Raw genomic sequence first — 18,456 nt, forward strand, 5'->3', positions numbered from 1 at the left:
GAACTCATGAAAGTGGTGAGCGTCTATAACGTGAAGGGAGGAGTGGGGAAGACCACCTGTGCGGTCAACCTCGCGTTTCTCGCCGCTCGGGATGGGTACACCACCCTCCTGTGGGACCTCGATCCCCAGGGCGGGGCCACCTTCTATCTCACGGAACAGACGGAACTCGCCCGGAGCCCCAGGAAGATCCTCTCGAAGAAGAGCGCACTCCTCGACGCCGTGATCCCCACCCCCTATCGTGACCTCTTCCTCCTCCCCGCAGACCTCTCGCTCAGGAACGTCACCATCCTCCTGGACGAGATGAAACGCTCACGGGAGCGCATCCACGAACAGCTCGAGAAGATAGGGGATCGCTACGATCTCGTCCTCTTGGACGCACCTCCCGGACTCTCCCTCCTCTCCGAGAACCTCTTCTCTGCCTCGGATCGCATCCTCCTCCCCCTCGTACCCACCCCGCTCTCCCTTCGCGCCTACCTCCAGATAAGCGCCTTCTTCTCCGAGCACGACCTCCCCGCGGAGAAGATCCTTCCCTTCTTCAACATGGTGGACAGGAGAAAGAAGATCCACCGCACCACGCTTGAGGAGTACTCCCGTCTCCCCGAGTTCCTCTCCGCATGGATACCCCAGGCCTCGGTGGTGGAGGAGATGGGGAAGAGGAGGAAACCCCTCCCCGCCTTCTCCCGCACCACCACGGCGTCCCTCGCCTTCCTGCGACTCTGGGAGGAATTGAAGAGGAACGTCGGCCTCATCCGAGATACGGATCGAGGAACCTGAGAAGCTCCTCATAGGAGGCGGCCACCTCCAGCTCCGGATGTTCCCGTGCGATCCTCTCGGGAGGGCGGAAGAGGAATCCCCTCGAGGCGGCCTTCAGCATGGAGAGATCGTTATAGGAATCCCCGGCCGCGTACACATCGAAGTTGAGGCCTCTGAGCGCTTCCACCGCCCGACGCTTGCCGTCCTCTTGCCGGAGCCGGTATCCCGAGATGAACCCCTCTTCGTCCACGACGAGCTCGTTGCAGAAGATCGTGGGCCATCCCAGCATCCGCATCACGGGCCTGGCGAACTCGGTGAAGGTGTCCGAGAGCACGATCACCTGGGTCCTCTCCCGGAGGGCCTCGAGGAACTCAGGGGCGCCCTCGAGCGGTCTCATGGACGAGATGATCCGCTGGATGTCCGGGAGTCTCAGTCCGTGTTCCCTGAGGACCGAGATCCTATGCTTCATGAGGACGTCGTAATCGCTCACATCCCTGGTGGTGAGCTTGAGATCGGCGATCCCCGTGGTTTCGGCCACGGCGATCCAGATCTCCGGGAAGAGCACACCCTCCAGATCGAGACACACCATATGCATGGCCGTTATATAGCACGTAACCGGACTCCGTGTGAACCCTGAACAATCCGAAGAATTACTGTATAGTAGATTCGGAGGTGCCCGATGCGCATACGGCTGCACAACCTCTCCGCAGCTCTCCTCGTGGAGGTACTGCTGTTCTCGGCATGCACGACCCTCCCCGAGGGACAGTCCGCCTGGCCCGACCACAGGCCGCGGTCTCTCTCCTCCTCCTACCCCGACGGGCGGGGACCTTCCCTCTCCGAACTGCAACGACGTCTCGTCGAAGAAGCCCGGAGGCTCGTGGGAAGGGAACGCCTCGTCGTGAACGGCAGAGCTTTCACCATGGACTGCACCGGCGTGGTCCTCGCCGTCTACTATGCGGCAGGCATCGACCTGTCCACCGAGTTTTTCCGCCACGAAGGCAACGGGGTACGCCGTCTCTATCTCACCATGAAGTCGCACGGCCTTCTCTACTTCACCCGGACCCCTCAACCGGGCGACCTCATCTTCTGGGACGACACCTATGACGCGAACGGAGACGGGAGGATGAACGATCCGCTCACCCACGTGGGGATGGTGGTCGAATCCCACTCCGACGGCACCGTGGTATACATCCACCACAACTACCGGCGGGGTATCGTCCTCGAATACATGAACCTCTACGATCCCGACACCTACACCACGGAGAAGGGGGGGAAGATCGTAGTGGTCAACAGCCCCATGAGGATGAGAGGGAGTCCCGCCGCGAACGGAAAGTGGCTCGCGAGCCACCTCGTGAGGGACTTCGGCCGGGCCTACCTCTATACGAACTGACCCTTGCCCCAGGGAACACTCTTTGCTAGAGTGGGCCGCATGAAACGAGCCATTGCCCTCCCCTTCGCCGTCCTCCTCCTCCTTTCGTGTCGGCAGGGAGAACCTCTCACGAGGACCGATTTCGCCCTCGGCACCGTCTGCTCGGTGAGGATCTTCGACCACAAGGACGAGAAGATCCTCGATGAGGCCTTCTCCCTCCTCTCCTCCATCGAAGCCACCTTCTCACCCTCCATAGAAGGGAGTGATATCTGGAAGGTCAATCACGGTGGAGGAAGGCCCACCACCGTGTCACCGGAGACCGCCGTCGTACTCTCACGGGCCCTCGACTATGCTCGCACCTCTGGGGGGGCCTTCGATCCCGCGATAGGGGCCCTGGTGAACGTGTGGGCCATCGGGACCGACCGGGCACATATCCCTTCGCCGGAGGAGATCGACCATGCCCTCGCCACCATCGACTACCGAGCCGTCTCACTGAACGGAGATGCGGTCGTAGTCGGGAACCCCGAGACCAGGCTCGACCTCGGGGCCATCGTGAAGGGGTATGCGAGCGATGAACTCGCCTCGCTCTTCACGGCAAGGGGAGTACGGTCGGCCATCGTGGACCTCGGAGGGAACATCTTCGCGGTGGGGAGCCGGCCCGACGGCACACCCTGGAGGATAGGGATCCAGGATCCGGAAGGTCCGAAAGGGAGCTACGTGGGGATCCTCAGGGTGAGGAACAAGGCGGTGGTGACCTCCGGCGTCTACGAACGCTTCTTCATGCAGGACGGGGTACGCTACCACCACCTTCTCGATCCTTCCACCGGATATCCGGCGAGGACCGGCCTCCTGAGCGTCACCGTGGTGCATCCCAAGGGGATCGATGCCGATGCCCTTTCCACCACACTCTTCGTCCTCGGGATGGAAAGGGGCCATGCCTATCTGCGCGAACAGCATCCTGAGGCCGAAGCCCTCTTCATAGGAGAGGATCACACCATATGGATGACCCCAGGACTCGAAGGGGCCTTCACCCTCACCGCCGAGACCTACTCGCTCGAGAGACTTCCCTAAAAGGTGGTCCCGTCCACCGGGGAAGAGCCCTTCCTCCCCTCCACCATGACGAATATCCGGTTGGGAAGACAGGCGATCCACTGACCCGGCGAGGATATCCTCCCCATGGCAATACAGAGCTTGTCGGGACACGGCGCCTCTTCAATCCACACCGCCCCGTTCCGGATGATCACTTTCTCAGGTCCGAGAGGACCTTCCACCTCCAGGGTCCTGTCCTCGTCGAGAGGATAGAGGAAGACTCCCCCCTCGCTTTCCACCCGCACCACGAGGGGCCCCATCGGACGGGTATAGGCCGCGGCGAGCACACCTGTAAGTGCGAAGAGAGCGAACACGATGATCACCCAGTCACCGATTCCCATGGATCTACGCATGATCACCCCCGAGATCGTGGATCCGTGCATTCGGGAATTCCTCTCTCACCACGGAAACCACATCAGGGAAGCTCGTGAAGAGGCAGATCTGCCATCCCTTGTCCACCAGACGATGGAGCGCCCGAACCGCACCCCGTCTCCGAGAAGGGTCCAGGGACTCGAAGGCCTCGTCGAGCACGATCACCCCCGGTGTCTCAGAGAGTTCGGCCATGGCGAGCCGACAACCGAGATAGAAGGCCCCCATGGTCCCCTTTGAGAGCTGAGGCAACTCCCTCGGTATTCCCTGGGCGTCCATGGCCCGGATCCCCTTCAGAGAGACCGCGTCGAGCATCACCTCCCGTTCCCCACCCCCGGTGATCATCTCGTAGTAGGGCCTCACCCTGGAAACGAGCCCGGCGAAGTCCTCCGCCATCCGCTCACGAAGACGGGAGAACACCTCCGTGAGAAGGGCGTAGGCGGATTTCTCGGCCTCCAGACGGGAGAGCTCCCGGATGAGACGTTCCCGCTCCCCCCTCAGACGGAAGAGCTCTTCCATGGCCTCACTGTAGTTCCCCATCCGCCCCTTGAGCCTCGCCACCTCTTCGAGGACATGCTCGTACTCACGATCGAGCCCCTCTCGAACCTTCCGGAGATCTTCCCGTTCGTTCCGGAGGACGATCCGCTCCTCCTCCGTGAGCTCCTCCCCCCGGAGCCTGAGCCTACAGCCATCCCTCTCCATGGCGATATACCGTTCCAAATCCACCAGGGAGGTCTTTCCGCTCCGCTCCATCGCCCTCCTCACCCAGCCCTCCTCGGCCTCAAGACTACGCACCACCTCCCGATACCGCGCCACCTCTGCGCCGTACTCCTCCCAGGTGCGAACCCCCACCCGCCCCAGCCACTCCCGCAACCGCCGGCCGGCCTCCTCCTCCCTCCTCCGCGCCTCCACCCACCCCCTCTCCACCCCTCCCACCTCCTCACCCAGCCGTCGCACCTCCTCCCTCCACACCTCCCACTCACGCCGCACCCCCTCCCCCTCGGCCCTCCACCGTGCCCAGGCCTCCCTCAACCTCCCCTCACCCACCACCCGCCGCACCATCCCCGTACCCCGCACCCGCCACACCAACCCCACCACCATCCCCCCGAGCCCCGCCACCGCCACCCCCACCCCCGCACCCACCCATCCCAGCCATCCTGCCATCCCCACCCCCACACACATACCCACTCCCCCCGCCACCATCATCCACATCCCCCTCCGGCGCCATCCCTCCCCCGTCACCAACACCCTCTCCTTCTCCTCGCGCCCCCTCACCCTCTCCTCCACCCCCGCCAACACCTCCTCGGCCCTGCGGAGATCCACCCTTCGGAGCTCCACCTCCTCACCCAGCCGTCGCACCTCCTCCCTGCACGCATCCCACTCACGCCGCAAGGCCTCCCCCTCCTGCCGGACACCCTCACCACACACCACCCTCAACCGTCCCACCTCCTCCTTGATCTCCCTCACCCGCCGCACCCTCTCCCACGCCTGTTCCAGCTCCCTCAACCGGCGCCACTCCTCCTGCTCCTGAATCCGCCGATCCAGCTCCCGTTCACGCTCCTCCACCCCGCGCCGCTCCCGCTCAAGCGCCCCAAGCCGCTCCTCCCTACGCCGGAGCTCCCCCCACACCACCTCCCTCCCCGAAAGCCGCTCCTCCCACCTCCGGATCTGCGCATCCACCTCGGCGAGTCGCGCCCTCACCTCCCTCCGTTCCCTCATCTGCACCGTCTCGCGCCCCTCCTCCCTCCCCGCCTTCTCCACCTCCGAGATCAACCGTTCCAGGTTCACCCCCCCTGCGAACAGCTGCTCCTGGATGAACTGGGCCGCCCCCCGCTGACTCGAGAAATCCACCTCCACCCTGCCGGAACGTATCGCAAACACCTCGGAGAACAGAGAAGCGGGAACATGCCACTCCTCTCCCACCCACTCCCCCTCCACCCTCCGCTCCCCCGCCCTCCCATAGCGGTCGAGATCCTTCCTGCCCGAGGCGATGAGATCGTAGAGCGCATCGCACACCGTGGACTTCCCCGCCTCGTTGGGCCCGTGGAACACCGTCACCGGCCCCAGCTCGAACCGTACCTCCGAGAACTTTCCGAACCCGATCAGCCTTATCCCCCTGAGCCTCATCGCTCGATCTCCTCTCGTATCCGCAGAAGCCCGAGGCGGAGGGCATCCCTCCAGACCCGCTCCTCACACCCCCCTCGGGACCGCTCCATCTCCTCCAGGAACATCTGTACGAACCGATGGGAAGAGAGAACCCTCAAGGCCGCCACCTCCTCCTCGAAGGTGATCGTACGCACCCTGTCGCCATATCTCTCGAGGAGCCCCCGTTTCCAGGACTCCACCCGATCCAACCCATCCACCACCCCCCTGAGCACCACATGCACCCGATCGTACGGCCCCACACCGTCCCAGAACCCCTCCTCCTCCTCAACCCGCTCCACCCCGAAGACCACCTCAGTAACCCGAAACCGACCCGCCCGTTCCAGCGCCACAGACTCCACCCGCACCCCCCCTTCGCCCGCCTCGACCACGAGCACCCTCCGAGGCCCCTCTTCCCCCTCCCTCCACACCCGCGCCGACCCCGCATACCTGAAGACCACATCCCCGAACCGCACCTCACACTCCCGGTGAATGTGCCCCAGCGCCACATAGTCAGGCTCGAAATCCCTCAGGAACACCGGATCGAGGATCGCAGGATCCTCCTCGCTCGAGAACCAGAAGGCATCCTGGACCGTACCGTGGGCCATCACCACCCTCACCCCCCTCTTCCGTGCGAGCCCCCCACCCCCCTCGTACCCCTCCCGCCGGTAGGGCACCCCCACCACCTCGTATCCCTCCCCCTCCCATACCCCCACTCCATCGAACGACCAGAAGAGCCCCTCGGGCGTGGAGAACTCCGAGAACTCGTGCGCACCCTTCTTGAGGAACTCATGGTTCCCCACACAGTAGTAGACCGGCACCCCCACCCCGCACAACCTCCTCCAGACCTCACCCCAGAGGGCCGCCATATCCTCGAAGGAATCGAAGAGATCACCCGGCACCACGACGAAATCCACACCCGCATCCTTCGCCACCTCGGCCACTTCATCCACCACCTCGAGACAGTACTCGCGCTCCCTGAGGGCCACGTGCACGTCCGCCGCATGAAGAAACCTCACCCGTGCCATACCCAGAGCCTACCGCACACCGGGGGGACCGATCAACGCCTCTCCATTGATCCTTCCCTCCGGTTGGAGTATAGTCACCCTGATATCACTCCCACAGGAGGCGATCATGGCATACGTCATCACCGATGACTGCGTGGCCTGCGGGACCTGCCTTCCCGAATGCCCGGTGGAGGCGATCAGCGAAGGGAACCCCTACGTGATCGACCCCGACAAGTGCACCGACTGCGGCTCCTGCGCAGAGGTGTGCCCCGCAGAAGCCATCCATCCCGGCAACTGATCCAGGACGCTGCCCCCCCGGGCAGCGTTTTTTCCCTCCGTGCACGAAAAAACCCGTCCGTTCGAGGACGGGTCTGCCCAGAGGGGGATTTGAACCCCCACGGGTTTACACCCACTAGATCCTGAATCTAGCGCGTCTACCAGTTCCGCCACCTGGGCATGCAGCGGATGCTATTATGCGACAATCCCGCCCAGGTGTCAATCAGCCCCCCTGTCAGGGCACTGTCAAGGAGGAGTGTTGAAATTGAGCTGGAGCCCGTAGGGGTGCGTCTCCCCACCTCTTGTATCACCTGCATGCCCACCACGTAGAGGCCTACCATCTCATCCGCATGGGCACGACTCATATACCCAGGATACCTCCGCAGAAAGCTTCTCATGTGCCGAAACATGTTCTCCGCAAGGTTGCTCGTCCTCACCTTCTCCTTCCACTCATAGGGTAACTCCAGATAGGAGAAAAGCCGGTCCTTCCGCCACAGGAGGGAGGCCGTCATCCGGGGAGCCTTCGCCGCCCACTTCTTCACGAATGCCTCCAACGCACGTGCTGCGTCCTCCTTCCCTCCTGCCTCAAAGAGCTTCCAGTACTCCGCTCGAAAAGCTCGCCTCTCCTTCTGGAGGTCTGCGTTCTTCCCCTTCCGTTCCCCCATGTCCTGCAGGAGCTTCTGCTCAAGCGTACCCTGCAGGTGCCAGAGGCATACCTGCTTCTTCGCCTCAGGATACACCGTCTCCACGGCCTGCCGGATCCCCTCAGCCTCATCGGCCACCACCAGCTCCACCTCATGAAGCCCTCGCTCATAGAGCCTGGTAAGGAGTCGCTCGTAGCTCGCCTGGTCCTCCTGCTCCGCAACGACCCAGTCGAGGAGCTCATGAGATCCGTCCTCCTTCACCCCCACGGCACTCAGGACAACCAGCTTCTTCTGACCCCTCCCACGCCTCTTTGCCCACACTCCATCCAGCACAAGGGCCTTCACTCCTCTAAGGGACCTCCTCCGCCACTGCTCCTTCTCCTCACGAAGACGCTTTATGAGCCGCAGGAGTGTCTGCGGGTGAGCCTCGCCTATCCCCAGCTCCCGTAACAGGATGGCCCACGTCCGCGCGCTCATCCCTCCCACATACCCGAGAAGGAGCTGCTCGGCGAGGGCCACGAGCCTCTGCTCATAGGCGACCAGCTTCACCTCCTTCCCCCCGCCGGTGCGGATGCGGGGCACGCGTACATCCTCGATCGGCCCCCAGGGGGTCTGCACGGTCTTCCATTTCCTGTAGCCGTACCGGTAGTACGGTGCCTTCTCAGCCTCCCCTCGTGCATATCGTGGTCGTCCTACTGCCTCCTCTCTCAGCGTCTCAAGGAGGTGTTCCAGGTACGTCTTGTAGGTGTGGCGCACCTCCTCCCGGAGTTGGGCCTCTACTTGCTTCATCAGAGCAGAGAGGGTATACTGTGTTTCAGTCAATGCGCGTGTCTTGCCGCGCTTCATGGGGTATCTCCTCCTTAGGTGTGATGTTGGTGGGTGGGAGATACCCCTTATCTTTTTCCCCGCCTTTTTCAACACTCGATGTTACAGTCCCCCCTGTCAGAGCCTCAGCTTCTTCAGCTCCTCCTTCATCCGCTCGATGTCCCTGAGCCAATCCTCGATATCCTGCTCGTGCTCCAGCTCGTCGTTCAGGATCTGCACCGCCATCTGGTAGGTGGTGTGATCCTTCCCGTTGGTGAAGTCCGCGATCTGCTCGTAGCGACGGATCGCGCACCGCTCCCCCTCGAGGTTCTGTGAGAGGATCTCCTCGATGTAAGGATCGGAAGGAACCGCGTAGTCACAACCCGCCACCTTCTGCCACTCGAAGGGCGAGAGCAACGGAGTTCCCCCGAGCTGGATGATCCTCCCCGCCAGGAGCTCCGCATGACCCAATTCCTCGGTCGCGTGGGTGAGCAGTTCGGGCTCCACCTCACTCCGCATGGGACCTTCCATCACCCTGGCCCCCACCCAGTACTGGTAGTAGGCGAGCCACTCCTCGGCGAGCGCCGCATTGAGGAGCTCGAGGAGCTCGTTCACATCGACCCGACTGATTTCCTTGCCTTTTTCTCCCATGGTTTCACTCCTTTAGGAACATTGCCGTGTGGTGATATGATACTACAGCGAGCCATAAAAAGGAAGCGCCTTGATCTTGATCGCCTCCCCCTGTAAGCTTGCCACATTCCGGAGGAGGGGGCCTCATGAGAATACTCTTCATCGGCGAGATCGTGGGCAAGGAAGGGGTCTACACCGTGAAGACCCTGCTCCCCGAACTCAAGGAACGCTTCAGCCCCGACTTCATCGTGGCGAACGCCGACGGGACCACCGGAGGATGGGGCATAGGGAAGAACCACTCCATCTACCTCCACAAGCTCGGGATCGACGTCCTCACCTCGGGAGACTGGATCTACTTCAAGAAGGACATGGTCCCTCACATCGCCAAGAGCTCCTACCTCCTCAGGCCCGCGAACTTCCCTCCCGCAGCACCCGGGAGGGGGTATCGCACCTATCACAAGGGAGGGAAAACCCTGGGGGTGATCAACCTCATCGGACAGTCAGGATTCCCGAGGATCCACGGAAGCAACCCCTACACCTACCTCCCCTCCCTCGTCTCCCGGCTCAAGGAGAGCACGCCCCACATCATCGTGGACTTCCACGCGCACACCACAGCCGAGAAGTACACCATGTTCTTCATGGCCGACGGCATGGTCTCGGGGGTCTTCGGCACCAACTCACGCGTCCAGACCGCCGACGAACGCATCCTCCCGGGCGGCACCGCCGTGATCTGCGACGCCGGACGGACCGGAAGTCAGATGAGCGTCCAAGGCCTTGATCCTCAGCCCGAGATACGGCGGTTCCTCACCGCCCTCCCCCAGAAGGGGAAAACCTCCTGGGACGGCCTCGCACTCTGCGGCGTCCTTCTCGAAACCGACGAGAACGGCAAGGCCGTCTCCTTCGAACGCCTCAACATCCCTTGCCCCCCGCCCCCCCACCTTCAGGACGAGGAAGAGGAATCGGAGACATCCCCTCCGGACGAGGCACTCTGACGGGCCAGCTTCTCCAGCACGAGGGGAATCTCCCCCAAGGGCAGCTGGAGGTGGAGCACCCCCATCTCGTGAGCGGCCCGTGGCATGCCGTACACCACACAGGTCTCCTCATCCTGGCCGATGGTGATCCCTCCTTGCCGGAAGACCTCGCCCAGCATACGGGCACCGTCCCTCCCCATCCCCGTCATGATCACCGCGATGCTCCGGTTTCCATAGACCCTCGCCACCGATTCGAAGAGCACATCCACCGAAGGCCTGTGTCCGTTCACCGGCGGGGCATCCAGGAGCCTGACGACCTTCCGTCCCCCCTCCTCCTCCACCATCATGTGGAAGTCCCCCGGCGCGATGAAGACCATCCCCCTCCTCACCTCGTCACCCTCCTCGGCCTCCTTCACCGTGAGTGCGCACATCCGATTGAGACTCTCCGCGAACTCCTTGGTGAACCCGGGGGGCATGTGCTGGACGATGAGGAGGGGAAGAGGGAAACCCTCTCCGAGGGCACCGAGGAGGGACCTGAGGGCGCTCGGCCCTCCGGTCGAGACCCCGATGGCCACCACCTCCGGCACCCCCGGCCTCCTGAGCGGGACGACCCTCCGGGGAGGGACGACGACCTGCGGGGGAAGCACCGGGGCGGATCTCCCGGGCGACTGCAGGACGGGACCTTCAGGCCGCTCCTTCGCCGCCGGAGGCAGGTCCCTCTTCCCACCCCTCTCCCGTGCCGGCCCCTTGAGAAGGCGGTACCTCCTCCCGTAGCCCCTGATCATTTCCCTCAGGGTATCCGCCACCAGGTGCACGTCCGGGGAGATCGCACCCGAGGGCTTGGTGATGAAATCGCTCGCCCCCAGGGAGAGCGCCTCCATGGTGATGCGGGCTCCCCGCTTGGCCCGGGAGGAGAGGATGATCACCGGTATGTCGATACCGCGCTCCCTCCGTTCTCGAAGAAAGTCGAGCCCGTCCACCTTCGGCATCTCCAGGTCGAGGACGATCACGTCGGGGTCGAGTCGGGGGATCTTCTCCAGGGCGAACCCCCCGTGCATCGCAGTGCCCACCACCTCCATGTCCGGGGCCTCCTCCAGGATGCGCGAAACCATGGTCCGCATGAGCGCCGAGTCGTCCACGATGAGCACACGGATCGGATCCTGCATCTCCCCTCCTACTGGGTCACATTCTTCCTGTACACCGTCCCCCACTCCGTCTTCACGAACTCGAAGCCCGTGTTCATACCGAAGAGGGACTCCGAGTGCCCGATGAACAGGTAGGAATACGGGGCCATCACGTTCCAGAGGCCCTGGATCGTCGCCTTCTGCGCCGCCTCGTCGAAGTAGATGAGCACATTGCGACAGAAGACCACGTCCACATCCCTGAGATCACTCTGGTGCTTGAGATTGTGGTAATCGAACTGGACGCGGGTTCGCAGCTCGTCGCGCACCCTGTAGCCGTTCTCTTTCTTCTCGAAATACTTGGCCAGGTAGTGCTCAGGCACGCCCTCCACCCTCGCATCCGTGTAGAACCCCTCCTTCGCCACCAGCAGAGAGGACAGACTTATATCCGATCCCACCACGAGGAATGAAAACCCCGGAGGAAGGTGCTCGCTGAGGACCATGGCGATGGTATACGGCTCCTCCCCTGTGGAACACCCCGCGCTCCAGACCAACAAGGAACGCACCCCCTGCGCCCGCTTCCGCTCCACCAGATCGGGGATCACCGCATGCCTGAAGGTCTCCCAGTGACCCTGGTTGCGGAAGAAGCGGGTGAGATTGGTGGTCACCACATCCAGGAACTCCCGGAGCTCCTCCTCGCTCGAGGAGACCTCCCTGTAGTACTCCTCGGGCGTGGAGATCCCCCTCGTGCGCAGCCTGTCCTTCACCCTGCTCTCGAGCACGGCTCGATTGGTCTCGGTGAAGGATATCCCGCTCGCCTCGTACACGAGCGTCCTGAATTTCTCGAACAGGTCCTCCGAGAGGAAAGCCATTCATCACCTCGTCTCCTTACAGTCTAGGAACAGGCATGATGCCGTGTCAAGCAAACGATTGACACGAAAAACCGGAGTGTGAAATAGTTACAGGAAGACCCCTCTTCACATGGAGTTCATATGGGAAAATACATCTTCGTCACCGGCGGCGTGTGTTCGAGCCTGGGGAAAGGTATCGCCGCAGCATCCATCGGCTCCCTACTCGAACTTCAGGGCCTCACCGTGCGCATGATAAAGATAGATCCCTACCTGAACGTCGATGCAGGCACCATGAGCCCCTACCAGCACGGCGAGGTCTACGTCACGGACGACGGTGCCGAGACCGATCTCGACCTGGGCAACTACGCACGGTTCACCAACTCACCCCTTTCCCGGGCGAACTCCATCACTACCGGTCAGATCTACATGGACGTCATCCAGATGGAGAGGGAAGGCCGTTTCCTCGGGCGGACGGTCCAGGTGATTCCTCACATCACCGACAGGATCAAACACCGCATCAAGGCCATAGGCGACGAAGAAGGGGTGGACGTGACCATCGTGGAGATAGGCGGCACGGTGGGCGACATCGAATCCTTCCCCTTCCTGGAGGCCGTACGACAGATCATACACGAGAAGGGACATCGCAACGCCCTCTCGGTACACCTCACCCTCGTACCCCTCGTCTCGGGCGGCGAACTCAAGACCAAACCCACCCAGCACTCGGTGAAGGAACTCCTCGGCCTCGGGATCCAACCCGACATCCTCCTCTGCCGCGCCCCCATGCCCCTCGATGAACCCCTCAGGAAGAAGATCTCCCTGTTCACGAACGTGGAACCCAGGGCCGTGATCTCCGCCTACGACGTGCCCCACACGATCTATGAGATCCCCCTCAGTTTCCACAAACAGGACCTCGATACCATCATCCTGGAGAAACTCGACATCCCTGTGAAGACCCCCGACCTCTCGGCCTGGGAACAGGTGGTGGACATCCTCGTGAACGCCAAGGAGAGCGTGACCATCGGATTCGTGGGCAAGTACATCGAGCTGGGCGATGCCTACAAGTCGGTGGACGAGGCGCTCTACCACGGTGGGGTCGCAAACGAGGTGCGGGTCGTACTCAAGAAGATCGACGCCGAGAGCCTGGAAAAGACCGAAGATCTCGACAACGCCTTCAAGGACGTGGACGCCATCATCGTGCCCGGGGGATTCGGACAACGGGGAATAGAGGGGATGATCAGGGCGGCCGAATATGCACGCACCAGGAACATACCCTACCTCGGGATCTGTCTCGGGATGCAGGTCATGGTGATAGAGTTCGCCCGGAACGTCCTGGGGCTCAAAGACGCCGACAGCACGGAGTTCACCCCCACCACCCCACATCCGGTGGTGAGCCTCCTCGAGGAGCAAGTGGACATCACCATGATGGGCGGCACCATGCGTCTGGGGGCCTACGAGGCCGAACTCATGCCTGGAAGTCTCCTCAGATCTCTCTACGGAGTCGAGACCATCCAGGAACGTCACCGCCACCGCTACGAGTTCTCCAATCAATATCGCGAGCAGTTCTCCTCCTCGGGGATGCGCATCGCCGCGGTCTACAGGGCGAACAACCTGGTGGAGGGTGTGGAATGGGAAGGACATCCCTGGGGGATCGGAGTCCAGTTCCATCCGGAGTTCAAGTCCAAACCCCTCGCCCCTCACCCGCTCTTCTCGAGCTTCATCCGGGCGGCCCTCGACTACAAACACTCCAAGAAACAGAAAGAGCTCTTCGAATGAGGATCCGGATCGCACTCCTCCTCACAGGCCTTCTTCTCTCCTGCAGCTTCAACTACGAGGAGGCCATGTGGGAACCGAGCACCCGGGAATACCCGAACATGACCATAGAACACCTTTCCCACCGTGTGGTACAGGACGGAGCGCTCCTCCTCTCCGTGACCGCGGAGAAGGCCGAAGAGTATCGGGACGCACAGATCCTCGCGGTCACTGGGGTCCTGTTCCAGGAGTTCGACAGGGAGGGAAATGTCGTGAGACAGGCCCGGGCTGCGCACGCGCGGTTCCACCGGGACACCGAGGACATCGAGACCGAAGGGGAGGTTGAGGTACAGGACAGGACGGAAGACATCACCATCCGGGGATCGGACTTCACCTGGAAGAAGAAGGAACGTTCGATCTCGGCCCCACCTGGCGTGGAGGTGGAGATCCAGGGAGAGGACTACAGGCTCAGAGGCACGGGTTTCTCCGCGGACGCCGGGACCCTCTCCCTCCGGTTCACCGGCAATCCACAAGGCACGTACACCCAGGAGGAGGACGGTGAGTAGGGGCCCCACCATGCGGTCCGTGATGTGTCTCCTGTGTCTCGCCGTCTCGGTCCTCGTCGGCGAGGAGTTCTCGTTCTCCGCGGACACCCTCTCGGCCACCCTCGCCCGGGGCAAGGAGAAGACCATACTCAAGGGCAACGCAAAGGTCGTCTCCGGAGCCCGCATCATGACGGCAGAGACCATAGAGCTCTCCGGACCCGATTTCCGCTACGTCCTCTGCACCGGGGGAATAGTCTTCCAGAACCCCGAGGACGGCCTCTACATACAGGCAGAACGACTGTTCCACGACAGGGAGACGGAGAAGACGCACATCGAGGGCAACATCCTCCTCGAAGACAAGAAGAACAACACCGTGATCCGGGCTCATATCCTGGACTATGACGAACGCTCTCAACAGGCCTTCATACAGATCGGGGTGCGGATATTCAAAGAGGACATCACCGGAAGGGGAGAGTTCGCTCACTACGACAGGGACAAGGAGATCCTCACCCTCTCGGGCTCTCCGGTTCTCTACAAGAAGCACGACGAGTACAGAGCCACCCGGGTCATCGTCCACCTCGACACCGACGAGGTGGAGATGGAAGGCAGGATAGAAGGAACCATCCTTCAGGAGGAAGAGGAGGCACAGGAACCCCATGAGTGAGCACGTCCTGGGCGTGGATGGTCTCGTCAAGCGCTTCGGCAAGAAAACCGTGGTGAAGGACGTTTCCTTCGAGATGCGCACCGGGGAAGTCGTCGGCCTCCTGGGACCAAACGGGGCGGGCAAGACCACCATCTTCTACATGGTGGTGGGATTCCTCACCCCCACCGAGGGGAGGGTCTACTTCGACTTCCACGACATCTCCCGCCTCCCCATGTACAAGAGAGCACGCCTGGGCATCTCCTACCTCCCCCAGGAACCCTCGATCTTTCGCCGCCTCACAGTCGAGGAGAACGTGTGGGCCATCCTCGAGACGAGGAAGGACCTCACCCGGGAGGAGAAACAGAGGACCCTCGAGGAACTCCTTGCGGAGATGGGGATCACCCACATCCGGAAGCAGAAGGCCTACACCCTCTCGGGGGGAGAGAGGCGAAGGACCGAGATCGCACGGGCCCTTGCGATCAGGCCCGCCTTCCTCCTCCTCGACGAACCCTTCGCAGGGATAGATCCAATCGCCGTCTACGAGATCAAGCAGATCATCGCGCAGCTCTCAAAGAAGGGGATAGGCATACTCATCACCGATCACAACGTACGGGACACCCTCGAGATCACCCACCGGTCCTACATCATCAACCTGGGGGAGATCCTCGTGCAGGGGTCCCGGGAAGAGCTCGTGAACAACGAGATCGCCCGTCGTATCTACCTGGGAGAACACTTCCAGCTCTGATCCCGTCCCCGTTGACAAAGCACCGGGCGGGTCCAATAATGAAAAAGGGAGGCACCTTGCAAACCCAGAAGCCCATACTCTCACAGACCCAGAGACTCAAGCTCGCCCCTCAGATGATCCAGAGCATCCAGCTTCTCCATCTCCCCCTTGCGGACCTCAAACTCAAGATCCAGGAGGAAGTGGAAAAGAACCCCGCACTCGAAATCCTCGAGGAGCGGGGGACGATCTCGCTCGATACCGCTCAGGAGCCTCCCGAGGTCTACGAATATTTCGAGAACTCATCCGATCCTGGCTTCTCCTACGCAAGGGGGTCGGACGACGAGGATGCGAAACGCAGATTCCTCGAGGGGGCCGTTGCACGGGGGGAGAGCCTCCACGAGCACCTCCTCTGGCAACTCCGACTCCACCCGGGACTCACTGCGGAGGAGATACGCCTGGGGGAGCTTCTCATACAGAACCTGGACGATCACGGTTTTCACAGGGAGGACCCTTTCATCTTCGCTCAGGACGAACGGGAGCGGCACCTCATAGAGAAGCTCATCCCTCTCATCCAGAGCTTCGATCCACCGGGCACATGCGTGAAGGACTCCGTGGAATCCCTCCTCGTCCAGGCCCGACAACGGGAAGACGCCCCCCCCCATACAGAGGAGATCATCTCCCGCTATCTGCCTCTCCTCGAAAAGGGCAAGACGAAGGAGATCGCGAAGGCCCTGGGAATGGAAGAGGAGGACGTCCTCTCGGTCGTGGAGTTCCTCAAAACCCTCACCCCCTTCCCGGGCTCGCTCTACTCCTCCTCGAGACCTCACTACGTCATCCCCGACCTCGAGGTGAAGGTGAAGGACGGCCATCTCGTGATCCTCCTCAACGAAGAGGAGATCCCGGTCCTGGGGGTGAACCCCTTCTTCCGGGAGATGCAGAAAGAGAACGACAAAAAAGACGTACAACGTTTCGTGAAACAGCAGGTCCGGGAAGCCCAGATGTTCATCCAGAGCATCCATCACAGGAATCACACCCTCCTCAGGGTCGCCCGTGCCATCGTGGAGTTCCAGCGCGATTTCTTCATCCGAGGCCCGCAGTATCTCGTCCCCCTCACCCTCAAGGATGTGGCGGAGACAGTGGAGCTTCACGAGGCCACGGTCTCCCGCATCACCACCAACAAGTACGTGCAGACGGAATGGGGTATCTACGAGCTCAAGTACTTCTTCACCAACTCGGTGAGCGGCGCTGGATCGAGCGGTTCACGATACTCCAAAGAAGCGGTAAAGCACATCATCAAGGAGATCATCGAGGAAGAGACGAAGAAGACCGGCAGGCCGCTCTCCGACAAGAAACTCGCGGAACTCCTCAACAAGAGGGGAATCCCCATCGCCAGAAGGACCGTGGCAAAGTACCGGAAGGAACTCAACATCCGCTCCTCGTTCGAGCGGAACACATTGAGGAGGTTACATGAGAACTGACATCAAAGCCGTCCATTTCGACCTGAAGGATCCCACCAGAGAGTACCTCGAAAAGAAGTTCAGAAAGATCTCGTACGGGGAAAGATTCATCGAGGACCTTCATCTCACCCTCACCAAGGAAAACACCTCGTTCACCGCCGAGGTCAACGTCCATACCCATTGGGGTGAACTGTTCCACCTCAAAGAAGAGGCGAAGGATCTCATAGAGGCCATAGACAAACTCTTCGACAAACTCGACTACAAGATAGCCAAGGAGAAGAGCAAGATCCAGGATCACCATGTCGAAAAACCGGAGAAGGAATGAAACAGAAGTTCACCGTCCTGGACCTCCTGAGCCAGGAGCTCAAAGAGCACGACGTCCTTGAGCTCAAGTGCATTGCAGGACGAAAGGGGCTCATCCGGGTCATCGAGGTCCCCAACATCAACCGGCCGGGACTCGCCCTGAGCGGATTCTTCGAGAGCTTCGCCTACAAACGAATCCAGATCTTCGGCAGGGGTGAACACGCCTATCTCAGGAAGCTCGAAGAGGAAGGCCGCTACGAGAATGTGAGGAAGATCTTCTCCTACGAGATCCCCTGCGTCATCTTCACCCATGGCCTCACCCCCCCCGAGTTTTTCGTCTCCATCGCAGAGGAGAGCGGCTGCCCGGTGCTCCAGACCCAGCTCCCCTCCGCCACCTTCACCTCCCGTATCCTCAGGGTACTCAACAACATCTTCGCCCCCAGAGAGGTGGTACACGGAGTACTCATCGAGGTCTTCGGCATCGGCGTGCTCCTCCTCGGGGAGAGCGGGGTGGGGAAGAGTGAGGCGGCCCTGGAACTGCTCGAGCGCGGTCACAGGCTCGTCGCCGACGATGCCGTCGAGATCCGGTGTGTGGCAGGAAACTACCTCCTGGGCACGAGTGCGAACAGGCTTCTCGGACACCACATGGAGATCAGGGGCCTGGGCATCATCAACGTGACGCATCTGTTCGGAGTAGGGGCCATCCGGGACGAGAAGAGGATCCAGCTGGTGGTACATCTTGAACAGTGGGACCCCGAGAAGGAGTACGACAGGCTCGGATCCCAGGAAAAAACCCGGGACATCCTGGGGGTGAAGGTGCCCTGCGTGGAGATACCCATAAAACCGGGGAGAAACATTCCCATCCTCATCGAGACCGCGGCCATGAATGAACGCCTGAAACAGATGGGCGTCCACTCCTCCCGCGAGTTCAACGAGCAGGTGATGAAGTGGCTTGAAAGTGAAAACGTCCGTACCATATATTTGCACAAGAACCATATGGAATAACACT

General features: G+C 61.5%; 19 protein-coding genes, 1 tRNA gene and 1 pseudogene. 12 read left to right on the plus strand and 9 right to left on the minus strand.

Annotated features, from left to right (window positions below; translation table 11 throughout):
• Positions 1-6 precede the first annotated feature (6 nt).
• Positions 7-774, plus strand: a complete 768-nt coding sequence (locus tag SPITH_RS11330) for a ParA family protein (RefSeq protein ID WP_014625786.1) — start codon at positions 7-9, stop codon at positions 772-774.
• Here SPITH_RS11330 and thrH read toward each other — a convergent pair.
• A complete protein-coding gene (thrH, locus tag SPITH_RS11335) occupies positions 746-1,348 on the minus strand; it encodes a bifunctional phosphoserine phosphatase/homoserine phosphotransferase ThrH (RefSeq protein ID WP_014625787.1) in 603 nt (200 codons plus the stop codon). The two genes, SPITH_RS11330 and thrH, sit on opposite strands and share 29 nt — an antisense overlap.
• Positions 1,349-1,432: 84 nt before the next feature.
• Here thrH and SPITH_RS11340 point away from each other — a divergent pair, with 84 nt between their 5' ends.
• Together SPITH_RS11340 and SPITH_RS11345 are read left to right on the plus strand one after the other, a co-directional pair.
• Complete coding sequence (locus SPITH_RS11340; protein ID WP_014625788.1) at positions 1,433-2,143, plus strand: C40 family peptidase; 711 nt, start codon at positions 1,433-1,435, stop codon at positions 2,141-2,143.
• 39 nt (positions 2,144-2,182) lie between these two features.
• Positions 2,183-3,193 (plus strand): FAD:protein FMN transferase, encoded by a 1,011-nt coding sequence (locus SPITH_RS11345; RefSeq protein WP_014625789.1) that lies wholly within the window; start codon positions 2,183-2,185, stop codon positions 3,191-3,193.
• Here the strand turns inward: SPITH_RS11345 and SPITH_RS11350 are convergent.
• From SPITH_RS11350 to SPITH_RS12860, 3 genes are read right to left on the minus strand one after another with little or no spacing between them, the layout of a single operon-like run.
• The gene (locus SPITH_RS11350; RefSeq protein WP_245523399.1) at positions 3,190-3,564 is read right to left on the minus strand and encodes a NusG domain II-containing protein; all 375 of its coding nucleotides are present in this window, start codon (positions 3,562-3,564) and stop codon (positions 3,190-3,192) included. The two genes, SPITH_RS11345 and SPITH_RS11350, sit on opposite strands and share 4 nt — an antisense overlap.
• Entirely contained in the window at positions 3,557-5,707 is a 2,151-nt protein-coding gene (locus SPITH_RS11355; protein ID WP_014625791.1) for an ATP-binding protein, read from the minus strand. Before SPITH_RS11355 ends, SPITH_RS11350 begins: the two co-directional genes overlap by 8 nt.
• Entirely contained in the window at positions 5,704-6,750 is a 1,047-nt protein-coding gene (locus SPITH_RS12860; RefSeq protein ID WP_014625792.1) for a metallophosphoesterase family protein, read from the minus strand. Before SPITH_RS12860 ends, SPITH_RS11355 begins: the two co-directional genes overlap by 4 nt.
• A 106-nt stretch (positions 6,751-6,856) precedes the next feature.
• On the opposite strand from SPITH_RS12860, the gene SPITH_RS11365 reads away from it, so the two are divergent.
• Positions 6,857-7,027 (plus strand): DUF362 domain-containing protein, encoded by a 171-nt coding sequence (locus tag SPITH_RS11365; protein ID WP_014625793.1) that lies wholly within the window; start codon positions 6,857-6,859, stop codon positions 7,025-7,027.
• Between the two features lie 74 nt (positions 7,028-7,101).
• Here SPITH_RS11365 and SPITH_RS11370 read toward each other — a convergent pair.
• The 3 genes and pseudogenes from SPITH_RS11370 to SPITH_RS11380 all read right to left on the minus strand — a co-directional run bounded on the left by SPITH_RS11370 (position 7,102) and on the right by SPITH_RS11380 (position 9,104).
• Positions 7,102-7,185 (minus strand) — tRNA-Leu (locus tag SPITH_RS11370).
• 66 nt (positions 7,186-7,251) lie between these two features.
• Positions 7,252-8,495 (minus strand): annotated as a pseudogene (locus SPITH_RS11860) (IS256 family transposase).
• Positions 8,496-8,591: 96 nt separating this feature from the next.
• Positions 8,592-9,104, minus strand: a complete 513-nt coding sequence (locus tag SPITH_RS11380) for a ferritin-like domain-containing protein (RefSeq protein ID WP_013314952.1) — start codon at positions 9,102-9,104, stop codon at positions 8,592-8,594.
• Between the two features lie 125 nt (positions 9,105-9,229).
• On the opposite strand from SPITH_RS11380, the gene SPITH_RS11385 reads away from it, so the two are divergent.
• Positions 9,230-10,075 carry a TIGR00282 family metallophosphoesterase gene (locus SPITH_RS11385; RefSeq protein WP_014625794.1) on the plus strand — a complete coding sequence of 282 codons (846 nt, stop codon included), beginning with the start codon at positions 9,230-9,232 and terminating at the stop codon, positions 10,073-10,075.
• On the opposite strand, the gene SPITH_RS11390 is transcribed toward SPITH_RS11385, so the two are convergent.
• Entirely contained in the window at positions 10,024-11,220 is a 1,197-nt protein-coding gene (locus tag SPITH_RS11390) for a protein-glutamate methylesterase/protein-glutamine glutaminase (RefSeq protein WP_014625795.1), read from the minus strand. The two genes, SPITH_RS11385 and SPITH_RS11390, sit on opposite strands and share 52 nt — an antisense overlap.
• Before the next feature lie 8 nt (positions 11,221-11,228).
• Positions 11,229-12,047, minus strand: a complete 819-nt coding sequence (locus SPITH_RS11395; protein ID WP_014625796.1) for a CheR family methyltransferase — start codon at positions 12,045-12,047, stop codon at positions 11,229-11,231.
• Between the two features lie 120 nt (positions 12,048-12,167).
• Between SPITH_RS11395 and SPITH_RS11400 the strand changes: the two genes are divergently transcribed.
• Genes SPITH_RS11400 through hprK form a run of 7 tightly spaced genes read left to right on the plus strand, consistent with a single transcriptional unit; the run spans position 12,168 to position 18,452 of the window.
• The gene (locus SPITH_RS11400) at positions 12,168-13,799 is read left to right on the plus strand and encodes a CTP synthase (protein ID WP_014625797.1); all 1,632 of its coding nucleotides are present in this window, start codon (positions 12,168-12,170) and stop codon (positions 13,797-13,799) included.
• Positions 13,796-14,341 carry an LPS export ABC transporter periplasmic protein LptC gene (gene lptC, locus SPITH_RS11405; RefSeq protein WP_014625798.1) on the plus strand — a complete coding sequence of 182 codons (546 nt, stop codon included), beginning with the start codon at positions 13,796-13,798 and terminating at the stop codon, positions 14,339-14,341. The genes SPITH_RS11400 and lptC overlap by 4 nt, the downstream gene beginning before the upstream one ends.
• A gap of 10 nt (positions 14,342-14,351) precedes the next feature.
• Entirely contained in the window at positions 14,352-14,984 is a 633-nt protein-coding gene (locus SPITH_RS11410; protein WP_041624102.1) for an LptA/OstA family protein, read from the plus strand.
• Entirely contained in the window at positions 14,977-15,708 is a 732-nt protein-coding gene (gene lptB / locus SPITH_RS11415) for an LPS export ABC transporter ATP-binding protein (RefSeq protein WP_014625800.1), read from the plus strand. The genes SPITH_RS11410 and lptB overlap by 8 nt, the downstream gene beginning before the upstream one ends.
• Positions 15,709-15,764: 56 nt before the next feature.
• Positions 15,765-17,165, plus strand: a complete 1,401-nt coding sequence (rpoN, locus tag SPITH_RS11420) for an RNA polymerase factor sigma-54 (protein ID WP_014625801.1) — start codon at positions 15,765-15,767, stop codon at positions 17,163-17,165.
• A complete protein-coding gene (hpf, locus tag SPITH_RS11425; protein ID WP_014625802.1) occupies positions 17,155-17,469 on the plus strand; it encodes a ribosome hibernation-promoting factor, HPF/YfiA family in 315 nt (104 codons plus the stop codon). The genes rpoN and hpf overlap by 11 nt, the downstream gene beginning before the upstream one ends.
• Positions 17,466-18,452, plus strand: coding sequence for an HPr(Ser) kinase/phosphatase (gene hprK, locus SPITH_RS11430; protein ID WP_014625803.1), 987 nt, complete (start codon positions 17,466-17,468; stop codon positions 18,450-18,452). Before hpf ends, hprK begins: the two co-directional genes overlap by 4 nt.
• Positions 18,453-18,456: the final 4 nt, after the last annotated feature.

Origin of the sequence: Spirochaeta thermophila DSM 6578, assembly GCF_000184345.1 — a bacterium.
Classification (GTDB): Bacteria; Spirochaetota; Spirochaetia; order Winmispirales; family Winmispiraceae; genus Winmispira; species Winmispira thermophila.

What these genes read in the sequence shown, in the direction of transcription:
- SPITH_RS11410 (WP_041624102.1), top strand. Translation starts at nt 14,352, where the DNA reads ATGCGGTCCGTGATGTGTCTCCTGTGTCTCGCCGTCTCGGTCCTCGTC.
- SPITH_RS11345 (WP_014625789.1), top strand. Translation starts at nt 2,183, where the DNA reads ATGAAACGAGCCATTGCCCTCCCCTTCGCCGTCCTCCTCCTCCTTTCG.
- SPITH_RS11400 (WP_014625797.1), top strand. Translation starts at nt 12,168, where the DNA reads ATGGGAAAATACATCTTCGTCACCGGCGGCGTGTGTTCGAGCCTGGGG.
- lptC (WP_014625798.1), top strand. Translation starts at nt 13,796, where the DNA reads ATGAGGATCCGGATCGCACTCCTCCTCACAGGCCTTCTTCTCTCCTGC.
- SPITH_RS11355 (WP_014625791.1), bottom strand. Translation starts at nt 5,707, where the DNA reads ATGAGGCTCAGGGGGATAAGGCTGATCGGGTTCGGAAAGTTCTCGGAG.
- SPITH_RS12860 (WP_014625792.1), bottom strand. Translation starts at nt 6,750, where the DNA reads ATGGCACGGGTGAGGTTTCTTCATGCGGCGGACGTGCACGTGGCCCTC.
- SPITH_RS11330 (WP_014625786.1), top strand. Translation starts at nt 7, where the DNA reads ATGAAAGTGGTGAGCGTCTATAACGTGAAGGGAGGAGTGGGGAAGACC.
- SPITH_RS11395 (WP_014625796.1), bottom strand. Translation starts at nt 12,047, where the DNA reads ATGGCTTTCCTCTCGGAGGACCTGTTCGAGAAATTCAGGACGCTCGTG.
- SPITH_RS11350 (WP_245523399.1), bottom strand. Translation starts at nt 3,564, where the DNA reads ATGCGTAGATCCATGGGAATCGGTGACTGGGTGATCATCGTGTTCGCT.
- lptB (WP_014625800.1), top strand. Translation starts at nt 14,977, where the DNA reads ATGAGTGAGCACGTCCTGGGCGTGGATGGTCTCGTCAAGCGCTTCGGC.
- SPITH_RS11365 (WP_014625793.1), top strand. Translation starts at nt 6,857, where the DNA reads ATGGCATACGTCATCACCGATGACTGCGTGGCCTGCGGGACCTGCCTT.
- SPITH_RS11385 (WP_014625794.1), top strand. Translation starts at nt 9,230, where the DNA reads ATGAGAATACTCTTCATCGGCGAGATCGTGGGCAAGGAAGGGGTCTAC.
- SPITH_RS11340 (WP_014625788.1), top strand. Translation starts at nt 1,433, where the DNA reads ATGCGCATACGGCTGCACAACCTCTCCGCAGCTCTCCTCGTGGAGGTA.
- thrH (WP_014625787.1), bottom strand. Translation starts at nt 1,348, where the DNA reads ATGCATATGGTGTGTCTCGATCTGGAGGGTGTGCTCTTCCCGGAGATC.
- hprK (WP_014625803.1), top strand. Translation starts at nt 17,466, where the DNA reads ATGAAACAGAAGTTCACCGTCCTGGACCTCCTGAGCCAGGAGCTCAAA.
- SPITH_RS11390 (WP_014625795.1), bottom strand. Translation starts at nt 11,220, where the DNA reads ATGCAGGATCCGATCCGTGTGCTCATCGTGGACGACTCGGCGCTCATG.
- SPITH_RS11380 (WP_013314952.1), bottom strand. Translation starts at nt 9,104, where the DNA reads ATGGGAGAAAAAGGCAAGGAAATCAGTCGGGTCGATGTGAACGAGCTC.
- hpf (WP_014625802.1), top strand. Translation starts at nt 17,155, where the DNA reads ATGAGAACTGACATCAAAGCCGTCCATTTCGACCTGAAGGATCCCACC.